Here is a 22861-nt window from a genome sequence, read left to right as displayed (position 1 = left end):
AGGAACGTCAATGACTACTGCACAACAAGCAGCCAACGAAGCTAACAAGAGCTTCACTAACCCGAAGTCCAAGGCGGCCGGCGTCACCCCGGGCAGCATCCTGGAGAGCAATGAGCCCAAGGGCATCCCGATGCGTGACATGTGGACCTACCAGAAGGACCACATGGAGCTCGTCTCCCCGCTGAACCGTCGTAAGTTCACCGTCCTCGTTGTCGGTACCGGCCTTTCCGGTGGTGCAGCAGCAGCTGCTCTCGGCGAGCTGGGCTACAACGTGAAGAGCTTCACCTACCACGACGCCCCGCGTCGTGCGCACTCCATTGCTGCTCAGGGTGGCGTGAACTCTGCCCGCGGCAAGAAGGTGGACAACGACGGTGCGTACCGCCACACCAAGGACACCGTCAAGGGCGGCGACTATCGCTGCCGTGAGTCTGATTGCTGGCGTCTCGCTGTTGAGTCTGTCCGCGTGATCGACCACATGAACGCGATCGGCGCACCGTTCGCTCGTGAGTACGGCGGCACCCTGGCAACCCGTTCGTTCGGTGGTGTCCAGGTTTCTCGTACCTATTACACCCGTGGCCAAACAGGTCAGCAGCTCCAGCTGTCCACGGCATCTGCGCTGCAGCGCCAGATCCACCTGGGCAACGTGGAGATCTTTACCCACAACGACTTGGTCGACTTCATCGTCACTGAGAAGGACGGCAAGAAGCGTTGCCAGGGCATTGTCACCCGTAACCTGATCACCGGCGAGCTGGTGCCGTTCACCGGCCACGCTGTGGTTCTGGCTACCGGTGGTTACGGCAACGTGTACCACAAGACCACCCTGGCGAAGAACTCGAATGCTTCGGCCATCATGCGTGCGTACGAGCACGGCGCATATCTGGCTTCCCCGGCATTCGTGCAGTTCCACCCGACGGGTCTGCCGGTCAACGCGAAGTGGCAGGCGAAGACGACTCTGATGTCGGAGTCCCTGCGTAACGATGGCCGTATTTGGGTTCCGGAGAAGCAGGACGACGACCGTAACCCGGCTGATATTCCGGAGGAGGAGCGCGACTACTTCCTGGAGCGTCGCTACCCGGCATTCGGCAACCTCGTCCCGCGTGACGTGGCGTCCCGTGCAATCTCCAAGGAGATCAATGCCGGCCGTGGCATTGGCCCGCTGAACAACGCTGCTTACCTGGACTTCTCCGATGCGATCGAGCGTCTGGGCAAGGACACCATTAAGGAGCGTTACTCGAACCTGTTCGAGATGTACGAAGACTCCATCGGTGAGGACCCGTACGAGGTGCCAATGCGCATCGCCCCGACCGTCCACTTCACCATGGGTGGTTTGTGGACGGACTTCAACGAGATGACATCCATCGACGGCCTGTTTGCTGCCGGTGAGTGCTCCTGGACCTACCACGGTGCTAACCGCCTGGGGGCGAACTCGCTGTTGTCCGCTTCCGTCGACGGCTGGTTCACCCTCCCGTTCACGGTCCCGAATTACCTGGCTGGCCACCTCAATGAAGAGGCTCTGAGCCTCGAGGCGCCGGAGGTCACCGCAGCTGTGACCCGCTCTCAGGAGCTCATCGACCGATTGATGAACATCGAGGGCTCGGACCCGCACGGCCCGGACCATTACCACGAGCAGCTCGGTGCGATTCTCTACGAATCGTGCGGTGTTTCACGTAACGTCGAGCTCATGGAAAAGGGCCTCAAGGCTGTTCGCGAGCTGCGCCGTGACTTCTGGGCAAACGTGAACATCCCGGGCGATGCGATGGACATGAACCAGACCCTGGAGAATGCCATCCGCGTGGCGGACTACATCAACCTGGGTGAGCTCATGATCATTGACGCTCTCGACCGCGACGAGTCCTGTGGTGCTCACTACCGCGAGGACCACCTCTCTGAGGATGGCGAGGCTGAGCGCGATGATGAGAACTGGTGCTTCGTCTCCGCATGGGAGCCGGGCGGCGATGAGAAGTTCATCCGCCACGCTGAGCCCCTGTACTTCGATTCGATCCCGCTGATGACAAGGAACTACAAGTAATGAAACTGACACTTGAGATCTGGCGTCAGGCCGGACCCGACGCCGAAGGAAACTTCGAGACCGTTCAGGTCGACGATGCTGTTGAGCAGATGTCGATCCTGGAGCTGCTGGACCACGTGAACAACAAGCGCGTTGAGGAAGGCAAGGAACCGTTCACCTTCGCCTCCGACTGCCGCGAGGGCATTTGTGGCACCTGTGGTGTTTCGGTCAATGGCCGCCCGCACGGTGCTGGCCAGAACACCACTGCCTGCCTGCAGCGCCTGTTCAACTACAAGGACGGCGACACTTTGCGCATCGAGCCGTTCCGCTCCGCTGCGTTCCCGGTGATCAAGGACCTCACTGTGGACCGTTCGGCGCTGGACCGCGTCATGGAGCAGGGTGGCTACGTCTCCATCCAGGCTGGTACGGCTCCGGATGCAGACACCCTGCACGTCAACCACCAGACCGCTGAGAAGGCACTCGACTTCGCTGCTTGCATCGGCTGCGGTGCCTGCGTGGCTGCATGCCCGAACGGTGCTGCTCACCTGTTCACCGGTGCAAAGCTGAGCCACCTGAAGCTGCTTCCGCTGGGCCAGCAGGAGCGTGGCAAGCGTGCACGCCAGATGGTGGACGAGCTGGAGACCAACTTCGGTCACTGCACCCTCTACGGCGAGTGCGCAGATGTCTGCCCGGCAGGCATTCCGCTCGAGGCTGTCGGTGCCATCAACAAGGAGCGCGCACGTGCAGCGTTCCGTGGCAAGGACGACTAAAAGCCTCATCGCTTGTGGCCGCCCGGGCTGGTCTCCGACTAGGAGCTGGCCGGGGCGGGACAGCCGCTATCGGGCCGGTTTATAATCAAGAACTAGTGGCCCGGTACGGCCAAGATTTTCACGGGCACCCTGGTTAGGTATTAGGAAAGAGAGTTAGTTCCATGAGTGGACACGCAGGACCCGCACCTGTTGCGGATATTTCTACTGAGAGCTTCCCGGAGTACGGCGCGACCATCCAGGATGGTTATGTCGACGGCTACGATCCGAACTCGCTGGCTGCACCGCACTCTTCGCTGGTGCGTCACATCACCTGGATTGGTATGGCTCTGGTCCTTGCTTCCCTGGCTGGCTTCGGCACCCTCATCTACGGTGCGGCCACCTCGATTTGGGGTCACGGCGCTAGCCCGGACCTGGCACAGCCCCTGCTGATCATTGGTGCGATCCTGACTGCAGTGACGGTCATCGGTGGCTTTGTTGCGATTCGCGTTGGCCGTTCCGGCTACCGCAAGTACCGCAAGGAAACCGGTCGTCGTAACTAATATCTTCGCCTAGGGGACCTGTAGAACCTCCTTCTCGCGCGCGTGCGTGAGCGGGAGGTTCTTTTGCGCTTTAATACGGATCATGGGAAAGCATGCGATGGAGGAGAGGGGCCGGGGTGCGGCGTCGATAAGCGATCGGCTTGCGGTGCCTGGTCCTTCGCCTGAGGTGGAGGCGGAGCGTCGTCGCTCTCTGCGGATTCATAAGGCATGGGTGACGGGGCTGCTCGTGCTAGCGGCGATCGTGTATATCGCGTTCGAGTGGTGGATCACTCAGGGGCAGGCGCCGGGGTGGGTGCCGTATGTGCGTGCGGCGTCTGAGGCCGGCATGGTCGGTGGTCTGGCGGATTGGTTCGCTGTGACGGCGTTGTTCCGTTACCCGTTGGGGATCCCGATTCCGCATACGGCTCTGGTGCCGCGGAAGAAGGATCAGATCGGTGAGGCCTTGAGCGAATTCGTGGGAGAGAACTTCCTCAATGCGGAGCTGATCACCGAGAAAGTGGCGGAGGCGAAGCTCCCGGAGCGTGCTGGCGCGTGGTTGTCGCGGCCGGAGAATGCGGAGAAGGTTTCGGAGCAAGCGGGGCGTTTCACAGGCAATGCGATCGCAGCGATTGATCCGAAAGACGCGGAGGCGTTGATCAACAATCAGGTGCTGGATCGGTTGGCGGAACCTGCGTGGGGGCCACCGTTGGGCCGCATGATTGATGGTTTGGTCGCGGACGGCAAGGCGGAGCCGGTCGTCGAAGACATCATCGCGTGGGGGCGTGTGAAGGTGGGCACGATGGAGGAATCCGTCGTGACCATGATTGATGAGCGGATGCCTGCGTGGGCGCCGAAATTTGCGAAGGATCTCGTGGGCGAGCGGGTGTACCGCGAGCTGGTGAGCTTTATGGAGGAGATCGACCGGGATCCGAACCATGCGGCGCGCCAGGCGATCCGTCGCGGGATTTCGCAGTTTGCCGCTGACCTGCAGTTTGATGGTGAGATGATCATGCGCGTAGAGGGCATCAAGCGCGACATCATGGGTTCCACGGCCGCCAAGTCAGTCGCGGGAGAGATGTGGGGCACTGTCTCGCAATCGCTTATCGACGCCTCCTTTGACCCCTCCTCCCACCTTCGCCGCCGCGTCGCCGAACTGGCGCAGGAATGGGGCGGGCGCATTGTCGCGGAACCAGAATTGCGTGCCGCTTTGGATGAGCGCATTCAGGGTGCAGCCCGCTTTATTGCTGATAATTACGCATCGGATATCACCGCGATTATCTCCGACACGATTGAGCGGTGGGACGGCCAGGAGGCCGCGGAGAAAATCGAGCTGATGGTGGGCAAGGACCTGCAGTACATCCGCGTGAATGGCACGATCGTCGGTGCGCTTGCGGGCCTGGTTATTTACACTGTGACGCAGATGCTGTTTTAGTTACGGGAGAGCACAATGACCGATAAATCCGCTGAAAATAATGCTGACAATAATGACGACAGCTTGCTGAATACGCTGAAAGGCGCGGGGGAGGCGTCGTTAGCTGCGTGGTCCCGTTTGGGGGATTTGGCTGGGGAATTCGGCCGGAATTTCCGCGCTGACCGTGACGCGGATGTTTCCACAGGCGCGCATGCTGCTGATACGGAGGACCTGACTGACGATCACGCCGGGTTCACGGACCAGTTCAAGGCAGCTATTGCGAATGCTCGCCAGGCATACGAGGGTGCAGAGAATGACCGTGATTTCCGCGCCGCAACTGCCTCTTTGGCCGGTGATGCGGAGTCGATCTTCCGTGATTTCGCCGGCAGCGTTACCCGTGCGGCGGATACTGCTCGTGAGTCTGATCAGGCTGACCAGATGAAGTCTGCCTTCCGCGATGCCGCGGGTGAGGTGCGCGAAACATTCAACGTCGCGGTCAACCAGGTGCGTAACCGTGGTGATGAAAAGGGCGAGGATTCTTCGGCTGAGTCCACCATCGCAGATATGCGCTCGCGTCTTGATGATTTGTTGAACCGCCTCGGATCGACCTTCGACTCTGAGGACGAAGGCCCCTCCGATATCATCGACGGCGAAGTAGTCGAGGATAATTAAGCACATCTTTCACATCTTTAAGGCAGGTTCGATTCACCGATGACGCTGTTGCAGTTGACAGATCTCTCCCTGCAGAACTGGATCATGCTCGCGCCGACGATCCTGCGCATGCTCGTCATGCTGCTCGTTGGTATCGCCGGCTTTGTGGGCGCTGTCATGGTGGGACTGACCCGCCCGGATGCTTTCGACGCGGGCGACCGCATGCCCAAGTGGGCATGGGCGGCGATTTTGCTTGTCAGTGGTCTTGCATGCGTCAGCGGTTTCGGCTTGTTGGGCCTGGTTGGTTGCATCTTCATCGGCCTGTACTTCTTCGATGTGCGCCCGCATTTGAACAATATTCTGCGTGGAAACTACGGCTGGTAACGAGCATTGTCTGAACAAGACGACCTCACCTGGCTGGCCGGACGCATCGGCAGGGCTTCCTATGAAGCACCAGCGCCTGCGTTAGAGGAGCCGTTGAACGGGCTCGTTGAGCAATCAGGTGCTGGCGTCGTATGCGAACCCACAGCAGTGGCGCACATGAAGAACTCGCACTCTCATGTGATCGCGTTGATAGGTTGGCCGACAGGGCGGCACCATAGCCTGATCAAGGCAGCAGAGGCACGATTGGCAGTTGATGACGGCGCCGGGGAAGTGTGGGTCGCCGCTGATATCCGCCACAACGGCACCTATGACCTCAATGCGGTGCTCGCTGATGTCATCGCGGTTAGCCAAGTGATTGAAAGCCCTACTCGTTTCGGTATCACGCTGCCCGGTTGGCTGGATGCAGCCTCCCTGCAAGAGGTTGCCGAGGGGGCACAGAAGGCGGGGGTGGACGTGGTGGGCGTCGAAAAGCGAGAAGGGCATCTTGCACTGCCGGATGTCACGTGTGAGATTGCGGTGCACGGAGGCGTGTCATCTCTTGATGAGGCAGCAGATGCCCTCTTATCTGGCGCTTCGCGCGTGTACCCGGTTGCTTAAGGCAACTCGTTGAGGTGCACATCGTGGCCACCAACAATGATGCGGAAGCCATTGTCGATGATCTCGAATTGCTGAACCTGCAGCGGCCCCACGACGTCTTCATTCAGGCCATTGCTGAGCGCATTACTCACGGCCTCGGAGAAGAAGTCCGGCAAATTGCGGCCCAAAATCTGAGTGGATTCCGCGGCGAAAGACAGCTGATCGTCCTTGATCTCAGGGCGCAGCTCGACAGCAAATGCGCCATTGGAAAATGTCACCGTGAAAGTGCCCGCGGCCGGGTTGGTGCTCACATCGGAGACGGTGAGAATCTCGTCGTATTCCGCGAAGCGCCCATCCTGCGACTCGTTCAGCGAGCGACGCAGCTCTTGTTGCAGCATGTCGCGCATCAATGCCTGCGGCAGCTCGGTGTGAAGAATGAGTTCGTCTGCATGCGGGTCATCCTGGTCGAGAGTGAAACCAGTCGCATCAATGATGGCGGGCGGATTGCCCACGATCTCGTCACTGTCCGGAATGAGCGTCGAGGGGATATCGATGTTCAAATGCTGGAGCTTCCCACGGGCAAGCCCTAAGAGCACAGGGGAGGCACCGAAATGGACCGATGCGTCCTCCTGCATCGCGGCGTAGTCGGGGGCAGTATCGCTTAACGACGAACGCAACTGCTGCGCGATCAGCCCACGGACGGCGATCTCGGCGATGAAAAGCAGCACGAGAATGCCAGCGATGATCCCCAGGGCGATTTTCCAACCCCGGCCAGAAGAAGTACGGGTCATAAACGTCTATTGTGCGTGAGTCTTTGCACGTTTGACAAGCTTTCTTGGCTCCGTGTGGTGCGAAAACGCGCAGGAAATCAGCTGTTCGGGGCTACCGCAGACCAATCCACAGTCAATGTGTTGTCGCGTATACGGCGACGCACAGGTTCGAGGGGCCATCCGGCGTCGATAAGCATCTGGCGTGCTTCGCGCCAACGGACGCGTGGGCCGTGAGGTGCCCAGCCGGAGGAGCGCTCCCATGCTTCGTCGGCGGCGGTGAGCAGAGCGTGGATGCGTTCGCCGGGTACGTTGCGGTGAATGAGTGCTTTGGGGAGGCGTTCGGCGACGTCGCTGGGTTTCTCGACATCGTCGGGTGCCCAAGCGAGAGTGAGGGAGCGGGGGCGGGCGGTGGTGTCGATGAGCAGCCATGCGGCGCGGCGGCCAAGCTCATCGCAGGTCCCTTCGATGAATAATCCGCCGGGCGCGAGGCGGGAGGCGACCGTTTCCCATGCAGCGCTGACTTCGCTGACATCGTATTGGCGCAGCACATTGAAAGCGCGGACAAGGTGCGGACGGTAGCCAGCGAGCTCAAAACCGCCGAGCTCAAAGGTGACGCCATCGCGTGGCGGCAGAACCCGGTCCGGGTGGATTTCGAGCCCGATGACACGCGTTGCCGGGTTGATTTGGCGCAGCCAGCCTGCCCATTCGACGGTGGTGGTGTGGGATGCGCCGTAGCCGACATCAATGGCTAACGGTTCGGGCTCACTGCGCAGAAGCGACTGCACATCCGGGTTGAAACGTGTCCACCGGTCGGAGCGACGCAAGCGGTTATACCCGGTTGTTCCTCGGGTAATAACGCCGTATGGCCGACCATTCCCGCCCTGCGCGCGCAGGTTGTGGGCATGATCGGCCATAGTGAAAGTATCTGGAATTACAGGTTTTCAGCGATCCACTTTTCAGTGAGCTCGCCTTCCTGGTTGAACAGATCCTCGAGTGCCTCGGCGACCTTCGGCTCGATGGCAGGGCCCATGAACGGGATGTTCACGGTGGTCTCAGTCTCGTAATTCAGCTTGGTGGTTTCACCCTCGCCGGCGAGCTTGATGGAGCCGCCAAAGTCGACCGGGGTGCCCTTCACATCAGCGGTGAAAGAAAGCTCGGCAGCATCGCCCTCGAGTGCGCCGATGTTGATGACGCGCTTGACCTTCAGCGCCTGGGAAACCATGGCGCGCACAGCCTCAGGCAGAAGAGTCTGCGGGAGAACCTCGAACAGGGTCACGGAGTTGTCGGTGAATTCGTTGACCTCGCCCGGCTCAGGGGAAAGGTGCTGTGCAATGTACTCCCAGTATTCGCGGGTGGAGTACGCCTTGTGCACCTTGTCGGCGGGCTGGTTGATGGTAACGGTGTTTTCGCTATGAGTAGCCATGTGTCACAGACTACCGTTGTTGTCGTGGCTGAAACATCTGCGACTCATCTGGATTTGGAGCCTTTGGACGGTGTGTGTCTGAAGGATTTGACGACGTTGCGCATTGGCGGTGCGCCGCGCGCAGTGTGGCGCGCACGTACGGCGGAGGAACTTGCGCAAGCAGTTTCGCTTCTCGACGCCGCCGGTGACCCCCTCCTCATCGTTGGCGGCGGCTCGAACCTCGTGGTCGCCGACGGTGATTTGGACTTGACCGTTGTGGTCGCAGGCAATGATGACATTGAGGTGCGCGCCGACGGTTTGGTGCGTGCCGGCGCCGGTGCTGTGTGGGATGACGTGGTCGCAGCTGCTGTTGAAGCGGGCCTGTCTGGCATTGAGACTCTGTCCGGCATCCCCGGTTCCGCAGGTGCGACACCGGTACAGAATGTCGGTGCGTATGGTGCCGAGGTCGGTGACGTGCTCACTCGCGTTCACCTGTACAACCGCAAGACCGGTGAAACCGCGTGGGTGCCAGCCAGTGACTTGGACTTGGCGTACCGCTATTCCAACCTGAAATTCACTGGCCGTGCGGTAGTCCTGGACATCGAATTGCAGCTCACTCCTGCCGAGCTTTCCATTCCGCTACGCCATCTGGACGGCAAGCAGCTTCCGCTCGCGAAAGCACGAGAAGAGATTCTGCGCGTGCGTGCCTTAAAGGGCATGGTGCTCAACCCGGATGATCACGACACATGGTCGGCCGGATCGTTCTTCACCAACCCCGTCGTCGCGCCTGAGCTTGCCGACGAGATCGCGCGCACCGTCGAAACCTCACGCCCCGGCGAAGGCGACAGCATGCCCCGCTACCCGCAGCCCGGCGGCAAGGTGAAACTGTCTGCAGCGTGGCTGATTGAGCGCGCCGGGTTCCACAAGGGTTTCCCAGACGACAAAGCCCCCGCCCGCCTGTCCACCAAACACACGTTGGCGTTGACGAACAGGGGAGGGGCGGGGGCCGGTGACGTCGTTAAGCTGACGCGCACCGTCCGTGATGGGGTGCGCGACCGCTTCGGTGTCGAGCTTGTGCCCGAACCTGTGTGGATCGGGCTGTCACTGGACTAGTTGTCCTCGTCGAGGCGGTGGCGGCCAGCGTCGTCACCCTTCGCACCAGCATCAGGCGACTTATCCAGGGACCAGCCGTTTTCCTTTTCGCCTTGCTCGACCTTCTCCGGTGACGGCGCTTCCGGAGTGCCAGCGGAATTCTCACCGTCGGCAGCGGTGCCTGCATTCAGGCGATCGATCAGGGACTGCTGCACCTCGCGGCGACGGATCTTGCCCGTCATGTCTCGGTTGAGCTCCTCGAAGTGGTAGAAGGTGCGTGGCACCTTGTACGGCGTGAGGCGCTCGCGGGCGTAAGCCTGCAGGCCATCTGGGTCCAGCGCGGCGCCCTCCTCGAGGGTGACACACGCGACAACGTCCTCGGAACCGTCCTTACGCGGGCGACCAACGACGGCGATGTCTGCGATATCGCGGTGCTCACGCATGACACCTTCGACCTCGTCCGGATAGACGTTGAAGCCACCGGTAATGATCATTTCCTTGATGCGGGAGACCAGGCGGATCCAGCCGTCTTCCTCCATGACACCCATGTCACCAGTGCGGAAGTAGCCATCAACGAATGCCTTCTCGTTGGCCTCAGGCTTGTTCAGGTAGCCCTTCATCACCTGCGGGCCCTTGACCAGCAGCTCGCCTGGCTCGCCATCGGGGCGCAGCTCGGTTGGGTTATCCGGGTCGACGATGCGCACCAGGGTATTCGGGAATGGGACACCGATGTAGCCCGGGCGGCGGCTGCCGTCCATCGGGTTCGCGGTGACGATCGGGGCGGTCTCGGTCAGGCCGTAGCCTTCGACGAGCTTGCCGCCGGTGATCTTCTCCCAGGACTCGATCGTGGTGACCGGCAGGGTGGAAGCGCCGGAGAAGGAGTTGCGAATCGAGGACAGCTTCTTGCCACTCTCAGCTGCCGAAGCAGCGATGCGCTGGTATAGCGTAGGCACGCCCGGCACGAAGGTCGGCGGGTTGCGCTTGAGCGCATCCTGGATCAGGTCCGGCTCCGGAGCTGGCAGCAGGGTGATTTCTGCACCGACCAGCAGGCCGAGGCCCAGGTTGAGTGCGAGACCGTAGACGTGGAACAGCGGCAGAACCGCCAGGACTTTCTCGTCTTCCTTGCCCAGGTCCTTCATCCAGGCGCTGCCGGCCTTCATCTGGTGGTTGAAGTTGCCGTGGGTGATCTGTGCGCCCTTCGGCTCACCGGTAGTGCCGGAGGTGTACAGGATGACAGCGGTGGTGTCCTGGTCGATGTCCGGCTGCTCGAGGTTGTGGCCTTCGCCGCCGATCGCGGCGGACAGCAGGTTCTCGAAGGGGATGGTATCCGGGGCCGGGCCGGTGAGCTTCTTGCGGGATTCACGCAGCTTCTTCAGCGGCACGTACTTCAGGGCCAGCTCCATGTACTTCGGCATGGCCTTGGTCATGTCGACGGAGACAATGGTCTCCAGCGGGGTGTCACCGCGCAGGACAGCCAGGTTTTCAACTGCCTTGTCCCAGATGATGGCCACACGTGCACCGTGGTCGTTGAACTGGCCGCGCAGCTCGTGTGCGGTGTACAGCGGGTTGTGCGCGACGACGGAAGCACCAAGACGCAGCACTGCCAGGAAGGAAATAACGAACTGGGGGCAGTTCGGCATAACGAGCGCGACGCGGTCGCCGGGGCGGACGCCGAATGCCTTCAGGCCTGCGGCACAGCTGCGGACCTGCTTGTCCAGTTCGGAGTAGGTCATTGTGCGGCCGAAGAACCACATTGCGTTCTTGTAGGAACGCTTGGACAGAGTTTCCTCATAAAGGTCCAGGAGCGTGTCGTTGCCCAGCTCGACCTCGGGCGGGGTCCACTCTGCGTAGCTTGACAGCCAGGCTTTTTCTTCGAATGCCGACAATATTCTGCCCTCCGTTTAGATTATGTGTCTGGTTGTTTTTCGGTCATAAGTAAATCCCCGATTGATTTACCTTGGCTAAGTATATAAGTGATTTGAGCGGCTTGTCAGATAATTTATGATCTTGGTCACGGAAACGTGTTTGTGATGCTCACTAAAGTGGACATTCTTACCCCCACCGCGCTTGCTTATCCACGTAAAGTCGCTCCCACGAGGACTCTCATCACGAAAAGTGATGACCACGATGCCTTTGGGGGGTTTAAACACATGACGGATATGCAGTACCGCAGGTATGCCAATACAGGCTTGGGGGAGTGGGTGCCTGAAATGGGGATGGCGCGGCACCGACCTGATACTGCAGGGCCGGCGACTGCTTCGATTTCACCGGCACCGGCAGCTCAGGTAGTTCCGGAAGCGCCGCTAGCTCCGGTAACTCCGGTAAATCCAGCTGCACAGTCGGTGCCAGTTGCTCCATCCGCGCCGCCTGCGCCGAGTGCACCACCGACGCAGGCGCAACCAGTGCCGAGCAACCAGGCTGCGCTCCCGCTTGAGCAGATCGATGTAGTGCGGTCAGTGAAGGCGCGGCCGCGGCAGGGGTGGCGAAAGCTCGTGCATGAAGCAACAGGTGGAAAATTCAATCCGGGGCAGTCGCGACGGGAGGAACAGCGCGCGCGGGTGACGGAAGCGATTCGGACGCCTTTGCATGGGGATTACCGGATCGCGGTGATGTCGCTCAAGGGTGGAGTGGGTAAGACCACGACGACGGTGGCGCTCGGTTCTGTGCTCGCACAAACACGTGGGGACCGGGTGATCGCGATTGATGCAAACCCGGACTTCGGAACGTTGGCGCAGCGGGTGGCAACACCGGGGCCGGGGACGATCCGTGATTTGCTCACCGCGGAAGACACGACGCGGTATGCGCAGGTGAAGGCGTTCACCACTCAGGGGAATTCGCGTTTGGATGTGATTGGAAGTGAGCGTGACCCGGCGGTCTCAGAAGCTTTTAGCGAGGAGGACTACCGGCGTGCTGTGGATATTTTGCAGCACCATTACAACCTGATTCTGACGGACTGTGGCACCGGGTTAATGCACTCGGCGATGGCGGGCGTGCTGGATCTGGCGCACACGTTGGTGCTGGTCAGTTCCCCGGCATTGGATGGTGCGCAATCCGCTTCCGCCACCTTGGACTGGTTGGAATTGCACGGCTATGGCCGTTTGGCGGCCAATGCTGTGGTGGTCATTTCAGATTCGTCTTCGCCAAAGCCCACGGTGGATATGGATAGTGTGATCGCGCACTTCGCGGCCCGCACCCGTGCTGTGCATGTCATTCCTTATGATCCACACCTCGCGGAAGGGGCAGTGGTGGATATAGATCGACTGCGAAACAATACGCTGCGGTGCTACCGGAATTTGGCTGCGACGATCGCTGCGGATTTTTCCTCCACGTCTTAGGCGCGCAGTGAACTGTTGATTCTTTCTAGACTGGGTGCATGCGCGTTGCGATGATCTCCATGCACACCTCCCCGCTTGAACAGCCGGGGTCCGGTGATGCCGGTGGAATGAATGTTTATGTCCTCAATACTGCGCGGGAGCTCGCTGCTGCGGGAGTAGAAGTCGACGTGTTCACTCGTGCGACCCGTCCCAGCCAGGGCGAGGTCGTGCAGGTTGGTGACCGGCTGCGGGTGATCAATATCGTGGCTGGCCCGTATGAGGGATTGGCGAAGGAAGAGCTGTCGACTCAGTTGGCCGCATTCGCTGGTGGAATTGTGCAGTTCGTGCGATGTGAAGATCTTTCGTATGACGTGATCCATTCGCATTACTGGTTGTCGGGCCAGGTGGGCTGGTTGTTGCGTGATCTGGCGCGTGTGCCATTGATTCACACTGGTCATACGTGGGCAGCAGTGAAGAATGCGGCGCACAAGGATGCGGGCGGTGATTCGCCGGAGACGGAGGCGCGCCGGATCTGTGAGCAGCAGCTCGTGGATAATGCTGATGTACTGGTGGTCAATACTGATGATGAGATTGATCAGCTGAGTAGACATTATGACGTTGATCCATCGCGGATTCGTGTAGTCACGCCTGGTGCAGATACGCGGATGTACACCCCCGGCACGAACCGGAATACGGAATTGGCGCGACGCCATCTGGGCATCCCGGTGGATAGCCAGGTGGTGGCATTTGTGGGACGCATGCAGGAATTCAAGGGTCCGCAGGTGCTCCTGCGGGCGGTGGCTGAGCTGGTTGACCGGGATCCGGGGAGGAATCTGCGGGTGATCATGTGCGGTGGGGCGTCGGGAAGCGATGCGTCGGTGGATTATTACCGCGCGCTTGCCCACAAACTGGGATTGAGCCGCAAGGTGCGTTTTTTGGGGCCGCGCCCGCCGGAGGAGCTCGTGGCGATTTACCAGGCAGCCGATCTTGTTGCGGTGCCCAGCTATAACGAGTCTTTTGGGCTCGTTGCGGTTGAGGCGCAGGCGACGGGCACCCCGGTGATCGCAGCACGCGTGGGTGGGTTGCCGTTGGCTGTCGCGGATGGAGAGACAGGACGGCTTGTCGACGGGCATGAGCCGCAAGCCTGGGCCGATGCAATCATGGAGCTGCTTGATGACGACGCACTGCGCATCTCCATGGCCGAGGCTGCCGTGAAGCGAGCGGCGAAGTTCAGCTGGTCTGAATCAGCTGCGGCGCTGACGCAGGTCTATGAAGAGGCACAAAAAGAATTCGTGCCTGCGATCCAACGCAGGCACGCAACAGGGGACTGAGACTCCCGCTGTTAAAAGGGTTAGTAGCCGAGTTCTGCCAGGGCCCAGTTCAAGCCAGCGCCGGCGACATTGTCTGCGTGTGCCGCAGCGTAGCTGCCCACGGCATTGCCGAAGGTGTTCGCAGCGGCGCCGACTTCGCCAGGCGTAGTAGCACCGGTGGCGAGGGCCACTGCCGCAGATGCAGCGAAGACGCGGGTGTCTCCGGCAATCACAGCTGCATCAGATTGGGCTGCGTGGACTGCAGAATCGAATTGCTGCTTCGGCGTCGGCTCAACCAAGTCTTCCGGTGTGACAGATGGGTTGTTGTCCACGAGGTACTGCTTGATTTCAGCTTCTTCTTCAGCGGCGGGCACGACATCAGCGCGCTTTCCGGAAGCCGATGCCGGAGTGAAATTCTCGTTGACCTTGCCGTCGGCAATGCCGTAGCCCTCTTCCAGTGCTCGGTCAGCGCGCTGTGCAGCACCGAGCGGGCCAATGCCCATGGATGTCATACCGATGATGTGACCAGTCTTCGGGTCGAAATTCACTCCGCCGGAATCCCCCGGGGCGTAGTCCAAGCCCCAGTTCCACACGGTGTCGGATGTGTAGAGGAGCTGGATGCCGCACTTGCGGGCACCGATCGAACCGTCCTTGCAAATTGGTTTGCCAAAATTGTCCAGGCGGACCTGGCCAGGAGCCAAGGTACGGAAGTCCTCCACGCCAGTCAGGGGGATTGGGCGGCTCGGCTGGCCACCGAATTTATCGCGGGATGCTGCAGCGCCATCGACGGGAGTAGAAGGATCCAGCACTACGACACCCCAGTCGGTGGAGTTGCGGGCTTTGCGTAGGGACGTCGATAAGCCGTCATAGCCACCTGGAACGTTGACCGTGCGCACGATGCCCACGTTTCCGATGCGTTCGTAGCCACCGCGCGCCGGGGTGTATACGTCCTGGCCCATTAGCACGCCCTGGTCGGACATACCCACGACGCAGTGACCGGAAGTGAGCATGATGCGCTGCGTCTTGCCGTTGCCAAGTGCGACATCGCCAACCGGGCCCTGCGAACACGCCGTGCTGTACGTCTCGGGGTGGGTCTTAAGGCCCGTCAGTTCTTCTGTCGTCGGCTGATCCGGGCCGAACGGACGCTCCGGATCAAACGGGCGGACGCGCAAAGGTGCGCCAGGTGCGGCTAGTGCCCCCTGTGATTGGGCGGGGCCCGTGGTCGGAGCTGCCTGAGCCACAGGCAGGGCAGCTGGGAGGATGCTCAGCGCGAGGCTGAGGAGGGCAACAGGGGACACAATTCGACGCACAATCACACAAGTCAATGTAGACCACATTGACCCCATATGTGGCAGTGAATAGCTGTGAATCTGCGTCGCTGCTTCTCATGCAAGTTTTACGGCAGAATCTCACCGAAAATGGCATGCTGGGGACCATGAGCAACGGAAAGCTAATTCTTGTCCGTCACGGACAGAGCCAGTGGAACGAATCCAACCAATTCACCGGTTGGGTCGATGTCGACCTGACCGAAAAGGGCGAAGCTGAAGCGGTGAATGCCGGCAAGCTGATGAAGGAGAAGGGCATCCTTCCCGACATCGTGTTCACTTCTTTGCTGCGCCGTGCCATCCGCACTGCGAATATCTCCCTGAACGCCGCTGACCGGCACTGGATCCCTGTTGTGCGCAACTGGCGCCTCAACGAGCGTCACTACGGCAAACTGCAGGGCCTGAACAAGGCTGAGATCCGCGAACAGTTCGGCGAAGAGCAGTTCATGCAATGGCGTCGTTCCTACGACACTCCGCCACCAGAGATCGATCCGGCCAACGAGTACGCGCAGACCGATGATGCCCGCTATTCCTTCCTGCCGGAGGTGCCGCGCACCGAGTGCCTGAAGGATGTTGTGGAGCGCTTCACTCCGTACTACATCGATTGCGTGCTGCCGGAGGTGCTCGCTGGCAAGACTGTCATGCTGGCTGCGCACGGCAACTCCCTGCGCGCGCTGGTGAAGTACCTGGACAATATTTCGGATGAGGAGATCGCTGGCCTGAACATTCCGACGGGCATGCCGCTGGTCTACGAATTCGATGCTGACGGCAAGGTGACCAACCCAGGTGGCACCTACCTTGACCCGGAGGCAGCTGCGGCTGGTGCTGCTGCTGTGGCAAACCAGGGGAATAAGTAGTCCCTTCCGTGAGCACCATTTACGTCTTCCTTGCGGGAGCGTTGGTAGCGGCCCTCGCTGCCGCTGGAATTGAACGATTTCGGCAGTGGCGGGGGCACAGTCGTGCGCACGATTCTTCAGAAGAGAATCAAGCCCGCACGGTTAGCCACATCCTGCATTTGGTCATCCAGGGTTCACCGACAGGAATCACCGTTATCGGTCGCCGGGGTGAGGTGATCTTGTCGAATGCGGCATCGCACCAGATGTCGATCGTGCATGACCGCACGCTGAACCCTGAGGTGTGGGGCGTGGGTAAAGAGGTCTTCGAGGACCAGGAGACTCGAGTGCTGGAGATGAATCTCAAGCACCGTTCCACGGGTAGCCGAGTGAACAATGTTCGTGCTGTCGTGCAGCCGTTGACGATGTCTGAAACCGAGCACATCATTGTGTACTCGACGGATGAGTCCGAAAACGCACGCATGGAATCCGCACGGCGCGATTTCGTCGCTAATGTTTCGCACGAGCTGAAAACACCTGTGGGTGGCATGTCGCTCTTGGCAGAAGCACTGCTGGAAGATCCTGACGATCCGGAGACCGTGGTGTACTTCGGCGAGAAGCTTCTCGGTGAAGCTCACAGAATGGGCGCGATGATCGCGGATCTGATCAACCTGTCCAAGCTGCAGGGCGCGGAGGCTCTTCCGGAAATGGCGCCGGTGCGCGTTGATGACATTATCGACGAGGCCGTGGAACGCAATCAGCTCGCAGCGGAAGGGCACGAGATTGAGCTGACTCGGGGCGAACGGTCCGATACCTATGTGGTCGGCGATAGGTCAATGCTGGTCACCGCTGTGTCGAATCTGATCTCGAATGCGATCAATTACTCACCGAAGGGCCGCCCGGTAAGCGTGACCCAGAAGATCGTGCGTGATTCTGTGGTGCTCATTCGCGTTACGGACCGCGGAATGGGGATTGCTCCGGAGGACCAGAAGCGAGTCTTTGAGCGCTTCTTCCGGGTGGATAAGGCACGTTCGCGACAAACAGGTGGAACGGGTCTTGGTTTGGCCATCGTTAAGCATGTGGTGGCAAACCATGGCGGTAATATTAAGTTGTGGTCGCGGCTGGGTACTGGCTCGACGTTCACGATCGAGTTGCCGGTATTCGCGCCGGATAAGGAGGCTTCCACTGTCGTGCCGGCAGAAATCGCCGAGTTAGCCAGTGGGGAGTCCGCCGAGTCGCAGCCGAAAATGATCTCTTTGGCGGGCCGTTTAGTGGGGCGTGCTGAGGGCAAAGAAGATTAGAGAGGGTTTAAGGAAACGCAATGACAACGACCATCCTGATTGTTGAGGATGAGGAATCGCTGGCCGATCCACTTGCTTACCTCCTGCAAAAGGAAGGTTTCGAGGCCCTCATCGCGCCTGATGGGCAGACTGCTCTGAAGGATTTCGCGGCCAATGACATTGACTTGGTTCTGTTGGACCTCATGCTTCCGGGCATGTCCGGCACGGATGTGTGCAAGAAACTGCGCGCGACCTCTGATGTGCCGATCATCATGGTCACCGCGCGTGATTCGGAGATTGACAAGGTCGTCGGCCTTGAGCTCGGCGCGGATGATTATGTGACTAAGCCGTATTCAACGCGCGAGCTCATTGCTCGTATCCGCGCGGTGTTGCGTCGCCGTACCGGGTCGGGGGATTCCGCGGAAGAGGCGGCATCTGAAAACGTGCTTGAGGGTGGCCGCGTTCGCCTTGACGTAGAGCGCCACACGGTCTTCGTCGATGGCACGCCTGTGCCGATGCCTCTCAAGGAATTTGACCTGCTGGAGTATCTGATGCGCAATGCTGGGCGCGTGCTCACTCGTGGCCAGCTCATTGATCGCATTTGGGGCTCGGATTATGTCGGCGACACCAAGACCCTTGATGTTCACGTGAAGCGTCTGCGCACCAAGATTGAGCAGGAGCCGTCCCGCCCAGAGCAGCTGATCACTGTCCGTGGCCTGGGCTACAAATTCGAGGCTTAATTCTTCCGACCTAGACGCGAGATCACGAATTAGCTGCCCGGGTTGCCGGGTGCACGGATTTCGCGTCCGCGGGCATCTTTGCTCGCGCTTCGCAGTGCTTTTCGACGATCGCGTAGGGCTTCTCGCCGATCAGCTGAATCAGCTCATCGCGCATGGACTTCCACACCGGGGTGCTGTTTCCGGAGTGGCAGGTCGGGTCGTTTGTGCACCACCAGTCGAAGTCTTCGCCACCGTCGCCCCACTGGCGGCGGTCGTATTCGCCGATGGTGGTGCGGAGGATCTCCTGGCCGTCGCTACGCTCTTGCCATTCATCTTCGCGTGAGAAAGGCACCTGCCAGCACACTTCGGGCTTAGAGCCGATGATGTTGCGTCCTTCCGCCATTGCCCACTGGTGCAGTGCGCAGCCAGGGCCGGTGGGGTGGCCGTGGCGGTTAGCGAAGATGCAGGCCCCGTCGACGACTGTTGTTTTCAATGACGGTTCTTCTTCATCGTCGTCCCATTCGAGCCACGGTTCGAGCTCGACTGGATCAGCGGCCGCAATGTAACTGTCCACATCATCGGGGCGAAGCTGCCAGAATTTTGCAGGCATTTCAGCGACCGCGTTGTAGAGGTCATCGCGGTCGGTCTCATCCGAGAGGTACGCGCCGTGAATGCAGCAGCCGACGACGGGCAGATCTTCCGAGATGCCACGGCACTGCGAGGTGCCAAAACGGCATGACCAGGTAGATTCCAGCCAGGTCAGGTCGATGCTGAAGTAGTGGTGCGGGTCATCTGGATGCGTGAATTCGAACCATTCACGCGGAAAATCCGGTGGCAATTCATGACCGGCGCGGATTGATTTTCCAGCGGGCGAGTTTTTTGGAAACCCGAGAAATACAGGTTGGTTCACACTGAAACACGGTAGACGGTCTAGGGTTGAACCTGTGCGACTAGGTGTATTGGACGTGGGCAGCAACACTGTCCACCTCGTGGCAGTAGATGCCCGTAGTGGTGGACGTCCGACCCCCATGAGTGACTGGAAACAGTCGCTTCGGCTCGTGGAGATGTTGGATAAAAAGGGTGCGATTGACGATAAAGGTGTCAAGAAGCTCGTAGAAGCTGTCCAAGAAGCAGCGGCCCTGGCTGACAATTTGAAGTGCGAGGAATTACTCGGCTTCGCTACCTCTGCAGTGCGTTCTGCCACGAACTCTGAAGAGGTTTTGAACCATGTGGAGAAGAAGACCGGTGTGAAGCTGCAGGTCCTCTCCGGTGAAGATGAAGCCCGTCTGACATTTCTCGCTGCCCGCCGTTGGTACGGCTGGTCTGCGGGCAAGATCACCAACTTGGATATCGGCGGTGGCTCTTTGGAGATGTCCACTGGTACCGACGAAGTTCCGGATGTCGCAGTCTCGCTTGATCTTGGCGCTGGTCGCTTGACCCACGAGTGGTTCGACACCGACCCGCCAGAGAAGAAGACTGTGAATACTCTGCGCGATTACATCGACGCGGAGCTCGCCGCGGTTGCCGATGACTTCCTTGATGAGGGCGAGGCTGGTCTTGCAGTGGGCACTTCAAAAACGCTGCGTACCCTGGCACGACTGACTGGTTCGGCCCCCTCTTCGGCTGGCCCGTACGTGAAGCGAACGTTGACTGCGCCGGGTCTGCGTCAGCTCATTGCCTTCATTACACGCATGACTGCTTCGGACCGTGCGGAGCTTGAGGGAGTCAGTTCTGATCGTTCCCACCAGATCGTTGCGGGGGCCCTAGTGGCTGAAGCAGCGATGCGAGCCCTTAATCTTGATAAGTTAGAGATCTGCCCCTGGGCATTGCGTGAAGGCGTGATTCTGAGGCAGATCGATAAAGGGCAGAACTAAGGAGAAGACGACGAGATGGCCGATAAGCAACTAACCGTTGCCGAGTTGATGGCCCGGGCTCAGAAGGAGAACCCGGATGCTCAGCCACGGCGCCGTCGCCGCCGCAGCTTGGACGAGGGCGGTATTTCCGTCGCTGAGCTGACCGGTTCACTCAAGGCTGTGGATGCGCGTCCGGCCGAGGTGAAGCACTCCTCTGTCCCGATCGATGCTGAAAACGAGAAGCCCAAGGCACCGCAGAAGCCGAAGCAGGACAAGAAGGAAGCTCCTGCGCCGAAGCAGACTACCCCGAAGCCTGCGGAAAAGAAGGCTGAGCCGGCAAAGCCTGAGGTGAAGAAGCCTGAGGTAAAGAAGCCGGCACAGCCGAAGCCGGAGGTAGCAAAGCCCGCCGATCAGAAGCCGGCAGCCAAGAAGGAAGAGGCGCTGAGCCGCTCCAGCTTCAAGGCAGTTGCTCCGCAGCCGAAGCAGACGGAGCAGACTGGGCCGATCTCGCGGGTCGTGTCGCTGGATGATGCGAAGCAGAAGCAGGTGGAGGAGACGGGGGAGATCCCGGTCGTCGATAAGCCTGGCACTGATGCTGACCTGGAAGCGACACAGGAGCACCCTGTTGTTGCTGATGAGCCTGCATACGATGGCTCCGTTGAGGAGTACGAGGAGGACGTCAGCGTCAACCCGATCCTGCTGGTGCTGCTCGTCTTCGCTGGCCTGGCCGTCGGCGTGCTGGTCTTCCTGGGCTTCCAGTACCTGTGGGGCCAGTTCAACCCGATCCTCGTTGGTGTGCTCGCGCTTGTGGCAACTGGCGGTGCGGTGCTGCTCGTTCGCGCAATGAAGACGGGCCGCGATGCTTTGACGATGACGCTTGCCGCGATCGCGGGCGCAGCCATGACATTTGGTCCGGCGCTCATCGCGCTGGCGTAATAAACGTCTCGCCACAGTGGCCCGCACGAGGGCTGCTGTGGCACTCTTAGGTGCATGAGCACCTCTATTGCAGTTATCGGTGCCGGAAATATCGGGGAAGCCCTGATTTCCGGCCTTGTTTCTTCTGGTGTCAATCCAGAAATGATCACGGCGACGAACCGTACGGAATCGCGTCGTGAGGAGCTTGCGCAGCGTTATGGCGTGATCACCACCGATGACAATATCGAGGCGGTGACGGACGCCGACGTGTGCTTCTTGTGCGTGAAGCCGTATGCGATCGGCGAGATGATCGAAGAGTTGTCTGAGGCGGTCGCTAGCAATGACACGTCGACTGTGCTCGTCTCCATGGCAGCGGGGGTGACGCTGGAGGCAATGTCCGATGCGTCGCATAGCGCGGGTACTCCGGTGGCGCGCGTCATGCCGAATACGCCGATGCAGGTGGGCAAGGGCGTATGTGTGGTTTCCTTCGGTCGCTTCGTGGAGGAAGACCAGCAAGAGCTCGTGACTGATCTGCTGGGAGCGGCCGGCCAGGTTGTCGTCGTGCCTGAGTCGCTTATCGACGCAGCCTCCGCCATCTCTGGTTCCGGCCCCGCCTATTTCTTCCTCATGGCCGAAGCACTCGTGGATGCTGGTGTGAGTCTTGGCCTGCCACGCGATGTGGCACAGTTGCTTGCCTCCGGCACTGCTGAGGGTGCTGGGGCGATGCTTGCGCACTCGGGCAAGTCCCCGGTTGAATTGCGTGCTGGTGTTAGCTCGCCGGCGGGCACCACGGTGCGGGCGATCCGCGAACTTGAGGAGTCCGGTCTGCGCGGTGCGTTCTACCGTGCGACCGAGGCTGCTGCGTCGCGTGCGGCAGAAATGGGCAAATAATCCCCAAAAAATCTGACGGGACCTAAGACGGCATTTGTGCTGGCAGGGGAACTAGCGACGGCAGGGGGCCGAGAGATCTCTGTGAAGAATGTTAAAGTTTTCCAGCTTTTGAGTCGCATGTGACACTGGTTTCACGCTAGGCTGTTCAAGGCACGTGCGTGTACGTCCTGTGGGAGGGGAAGCCTACAGCGCGCCACAGTGCTGGAGGTTGATTAACACATGGCAAATGAAGATAAAGGCAAGTTCCTGACCGTGGCCGAAGTTGCGGAAATCATGCGTGTTTCCAAGATGACGGTTTACCGCCTCGTCCACTCCGGTGAGCTGCCGGCAGTGCGCGTGGGTCGTTCGTTCCGCGTGAACGAGACGGCTGTCAGCGAATACCTGGAGTCCTCCGTCTACGACGTGGGATAAGTCTCCAGCCTTTTTTGGCTGCTGCTTTCTTTTTGTCTGGGGCAGTTTTTGTTTCGCCTTGTCACGTCGGTAGAATTTTTTCAGTATTCGTGCCGTGCGTCGAGTTTTACTCGATTCCGATCCGGGAGTGCACCCCGGGCGCGCCTCTGAAAAGCGGCGGACACGGCAGGAACTGTACGTACGACAGACGAAAAGTGAGGAAACCTAATGGGTTCTGTTATTAAGAAGCGCCGCAAGCGTATGTCCAAGAAGAAGCACCGCAAGATGCTGCGCCGTACCCGCGTTCAGCGTCGTAAGCTCGGCAAGTAAAGCCGAAAGCTTCACCTAGCGGCCACTGCCAAGCCGCACTAATGGCACCCTTCCGCCAGCGCCCTGATCGGGCGAGCTTGGTGGGAGGGTGCTCTCGTTTGTAATTAGTGGCGCTTGCG

The 22861-nt window shown here is 60.0% G+C and carries 24 protein-coding genes; 18 read left to right on the top strand and 6 right to left on the bottom strand.

Annotated elements, in window-relative coordinates; all coding sequences use genetic code 11:
• Nucleotides 1-10: 10 nt before the first annotated feature.
• The 7 genes from Q0X21_RS03480 to Q0X21_RS03450 all read left to right on the top strand — a co-directional run bounded on the left by Q0X21_RS03480 (nt 11) and on the right by Q0X21_RS03450 (nt 6339).
• A complete protein-coding gene (locus Q0X21_RS03480; protein WP_297850352.1) occupies nt 11-2029 on the top strand; it encodes a fumarate reductase/succinate dehydrogenase flavoprotein subunit in 2019 nt (672 codons plus the stop codon).
• Complete coding sequence (locus Q0X21_RS03475) at nt 2029-2778, top strand: succinate dehydrogenase/fumarate reductase iron-sulfur subunit (RefSeq protein WP_297850351.1); 750 nt, start codon at nt 2029-2031, stop codon at nt 2776-2778. The genes Q0X21_RS03480 and Q0X21_RS03475 overlap by 1 nt, the downstream gene beginning before the upstream one ends.
• A 161-nt stretch (nt 2779-2939) precedes the next feature.
• Complete coding sequence (locus Q0X21_RS03470) at nt 2940-3317, top strand: hypothetical protein (RefSeq protein ID WP_297850350.1); 378 nt, start codon at nt 2940-2942, stop codon at nt 3315-3317.
• Nucleotides 3318-3414: 97 nt separating this feature from the next.
• Nucleotides 3415-4728, top strand: a complete 1314-nt coding sequence (locus tag Q0X21_RS03465) for a DUF445 domain-containing protein (protein ID WP_297850400.1) — start codon at nt 3415-3417, stop codon at nt 4726-4728.
• A gap of 15 nt (nt 4729-4743) precedes the next feature.
• Complete coding sequence (locus tag Q0X21_RS03460; protein ID WP_297850349.1) at nt 4744-5379, top strand: CGLAU_01105 family protein; 636 nt, start codon at nt 4744-4746, stop codon at nt 5377-5379.
• Between the two features lie 84 nt (nt 5380-5463).
• The gene (locus Q0X21_RS03455) at nt 5464-5742 is read left to right on the top strand and encodes a DUF2516 family protein (protein ID WP_297850399.1); all 279 of its coding nucleotides are present in this window, start codon (nt 5464-5466) and stop codon (nt 5740-5742) included.
• Between the two features lie 6 nt (nt 5743-5748).
• Nucleotides 5749-6339, top strand: a complete 591-nt coding sequence (locus Q0X21_RS03450; protein WP_297850348.1) for a hypothetical protein — start codon at nt 5749-5751, stop codon at nt 6337-6339.
• Here Q0X21_RS03450 and Q0X21_RS03445 read toward each other — a convergent pair.
• The 3 genes from Q0X21_RS03445 to Q0X21_RS03435 all read right to left on the bottom strand — a co-directional run bounded on the left by Q0X21_RS03445 (nt 6336) and on the right by Q0X21_RS03435 (nt 8511).
• Entirely contained in the window at nt 6336-7109 is a 774-nt protein-coding gene (locus Q0X21_RS03445) for an LmeA family phospholipid-binding protein (protein WP_297850347.1), read from the bottom strand. The two genes, Q0X21_RS03450 and Q0X21_RS03445, sit on opposite strands and share 4 nt — an antisense overlap.
• 77 nt (nt 7110-7186) lie before the next feature.
• Entirely contained in the window at nt 7187-8002 is an 816-nt protein-coding gene (locus tag Q0X21_RS03440; protein ID WP_297850346.1) for a class I SAM-dependent methyltransferase, read from the bottom strand.
• Nucleotides 8003-8019: 17 nt separating this feature from the next.
• The gene (locus Q0X21_RS03435) at nt 8020-8511 is read right to left on the bottom strand and encodes a DUF2505 domain-containing protein (protein WP_297850345.1); all 492 of its coding nucleotides are present in this window, start codon (nt 8509-8511) and stop codon (nt 8020-8022) included.
• On the opposite strand from Q0X21_RS03435, the gene Q0X21_RS03430 reads away from it, so the two are divergent.
• Nucleotides 8500-9603 (top strand): UDP-N-acetylmuramate dehydrogenase, encoded by a 1104-nt coding sequence (locus Q0X21_RS03430; RefSeq protein ID WP_297850344.1) that lies wholly within the window; start codon nt 8500-8502, stop codon nt 9601-9603. The genes Q0X21_RS03435 and Q0X21_RS03430 overlap by 12 nt on opposite strands.
• Here the strand turns inward: Q0X21_RS03430 and Q0X21_RS03425 are convergent.
• Nucleotides 9600-11468 carry a long-chain-fatty-acid--CoA ligase gene (locus Q0X21_RS03425; protein WP_297850343.1) on the bottom strand — a complete coding sequence of 623 codons (1869 nt, stop codon included), beginning with the start codon at nt 11466-11468 and terminating at the stop codon, nt 9600-9602. The two genes, Q0X21_RS03430 and Q0X21_RS03425, sit on opposite strands and share 4 nt — an antisense overlap.
• Before the next feature lie 264 nt (nt 11469-11732).
• Here Q0X21_RS03425 and Q0X21_RS03420 point away from each other — a divergent pair, with 264 nt between their 5' ends.
• Together Q0X21_RS03420 and mshA are read left to right on the top strand one after the other, a co-directional pair.
• On the top strand, nt 11733-12917 hold the full coding sequence (locus tag Q0X21_RS03420) for a MinD/ParA family protein (RefSeq protein ID WP_297850342.1): 1185 nt from the start codon (nt 11733-11735) through the stop codon (nt 12915-12917).
• A 38-nt stretch (nt 12918-12955) separates the two neighbouring features.
• Nucleotides 12956-14227 (top strand): D-inositol-3-phosphate glycosyltransferase, encoded by a 1272-nt coding sequence (gene mshA, locus Q0X21_RS03415; protein WP_297850341.1) that lies wholly within the window; start codon nt 12956-12958, stop codon nt 14225-14227.
• A gap of 20 nt (nt 14228-14247) precedes the next feature.
• On the opposite strand, the gene Q0X21_RS03410 is transcribed toward mshA, so the two are convergent.
• Nucleotides 14248-15522 (bottom strand): hypothetical protein, encoded by a 1275-nt coding sequence (locus Q0X21_RS03410; RefSeq protein ID WP_297850340.1) that lies wholly within the window; start codon nt 15520-15522, stop codon nt 14248-14250.
• A gap of 119 nt (nt 15523-15641) precedes the next feature.
• Between Q0X21_RS03410 and Q0X21_RS03405 the strand changes: the two genes are divergently transcribed.
• The 3 genes from Q0X21_RS03405 to Q0X21_RS03395 are packed head-to-tail and all read left to right on the top strand — an operon-like array spanning nt 15642 to nt 18384.
• Nucleotides 15642-16388 carry a phosphoglyceromutase gene (locus Q0X21_RS03405; protein WP_297850339.1) on the top strand — a complete coding sequence of 249 codons (747 nt, stop codon included), beginning with the start codon at nt 15642-15644 and terminating at the stop codon, nt 16386-16388.
• An 8-nt stretch (nt 16389-16396) separates the two neighbouring features.
• Entirely contained in the window at nt 16397-17665 is a 1269-nt protein-coding gene (locus tag Q0X21_RS03400; RefSeq protein ID WP_297850338.1) for a cell wall metabolism sensor histidine kinase WalK, read from the top strand.
• Nucleotides 17666-17685: 20 nt separating this feature from the next.
• Complete coding sequence (locus Q0X21_RS03395; protein WP_297850337.1) at nt 17686-18384, top strand: response regulator transcription factor; 699 nt, start codon at nt 17686-17688, stop codon at nt 18382-18384.
• A 22-nt stretch (nt 18385-18406) separates the two neighbouring features.
• On the opposite strand, the gene Q0X21_RS03390 is transcribed toward Q0X21_RS03395, so the two are convergent.
• Nucleotides 18407-19273, bottom strand: coding sequence for a hypothetical protein (locus Q0X21_RS03390; protein ID WP_297850336.1), 867 nt, complete (start codon nt 19271-19273; stop codon nt 18407-18409).
• A 34-nt stretch (nt 19274-19307) separates the two neighbouring features.
• Here Q0X21_RS03390 and Q0X21_RS03385 point away from each other — a divergent pair, with 34 nt between their 5' ends.
• The 5 genes from Q0X21_RS03385 to Q0X21_RS03365 all read left to right on the top strand — a co-directional run bounded on the left by Q0X21_RS03385 (nt 19308) and on the right by Q0X21_RS03365 (nt 22742).
• A complete protein-coding gene (locus tag Q0X21_RS03385; RefSeq protein WP_297850335.1) occupies nt 19308-20237 on the top strand; it encodes a Ppx/GppA phosphatase family protein in 930 nt (309 codons plus the stop codon).
• Nucleotides 20238-20252: 15 nt separating this feature from the next.
• A complete protein-coding gene (locus Q0X21_RS03380; RefSeq protein WP_297850334.1) occupies nt 20253-21152 on the top strand; it encodes a hypothetical protein in 900 nt (299 codons plus the stop codon).
• A gap of 54 nt (nt 21153-21206) precedes the next feature.
• Nucleotides 21207-22022: a pyrroline-5-carboxylate reductase gene (gene proC / locus Q0X21_RS03375; RefSeq protein WP_297850333.1), complete on the top strand. Its 816-nt coding sequence runs from the start codon at nt 21207-21209 to the stop codon at nt 22020-22022.
• 219 nt (nt 22023-22241) lie between these two features.
• Nucleotides 22242-22433 (top strand): helix-turn-helix domain-containing protein, encoded by a 192-nt coding sequence (locus Q0X21_RS03370; RefSeq protein ID WP_076598083.1) that lies wholly within the window; start codon nt 22242-22244, stop codon nt 22431-22433.
• A 207-nt stretch (nt 22434-22640) separates the two neighbouring features.
• Entirely contained in the window at nt 22641-22742 is a 102-nt protein-coding gene (locus tag Q0X21_RS03365) for a 30S ribosomal protein bS22 (protein ID WP_003855542.1), read from the top strand.
• Nucleotides 22743-22861 lie beyond the last annotated feature (119 nt).

Source organism: uncultured Corynebacterium sp. (assembly GCF_947253065.1).
GTDB lineage: Bacteria > Actinomycetota > Actinomycetes > Mycobacteriales > Mycobacteriaceae > Corynebacterium.
The sequence above is the reverse complement of the archived record's forward strand: the minus strand, read 5'-3'. Positions and strand labels throughout refer to the sequence as shown.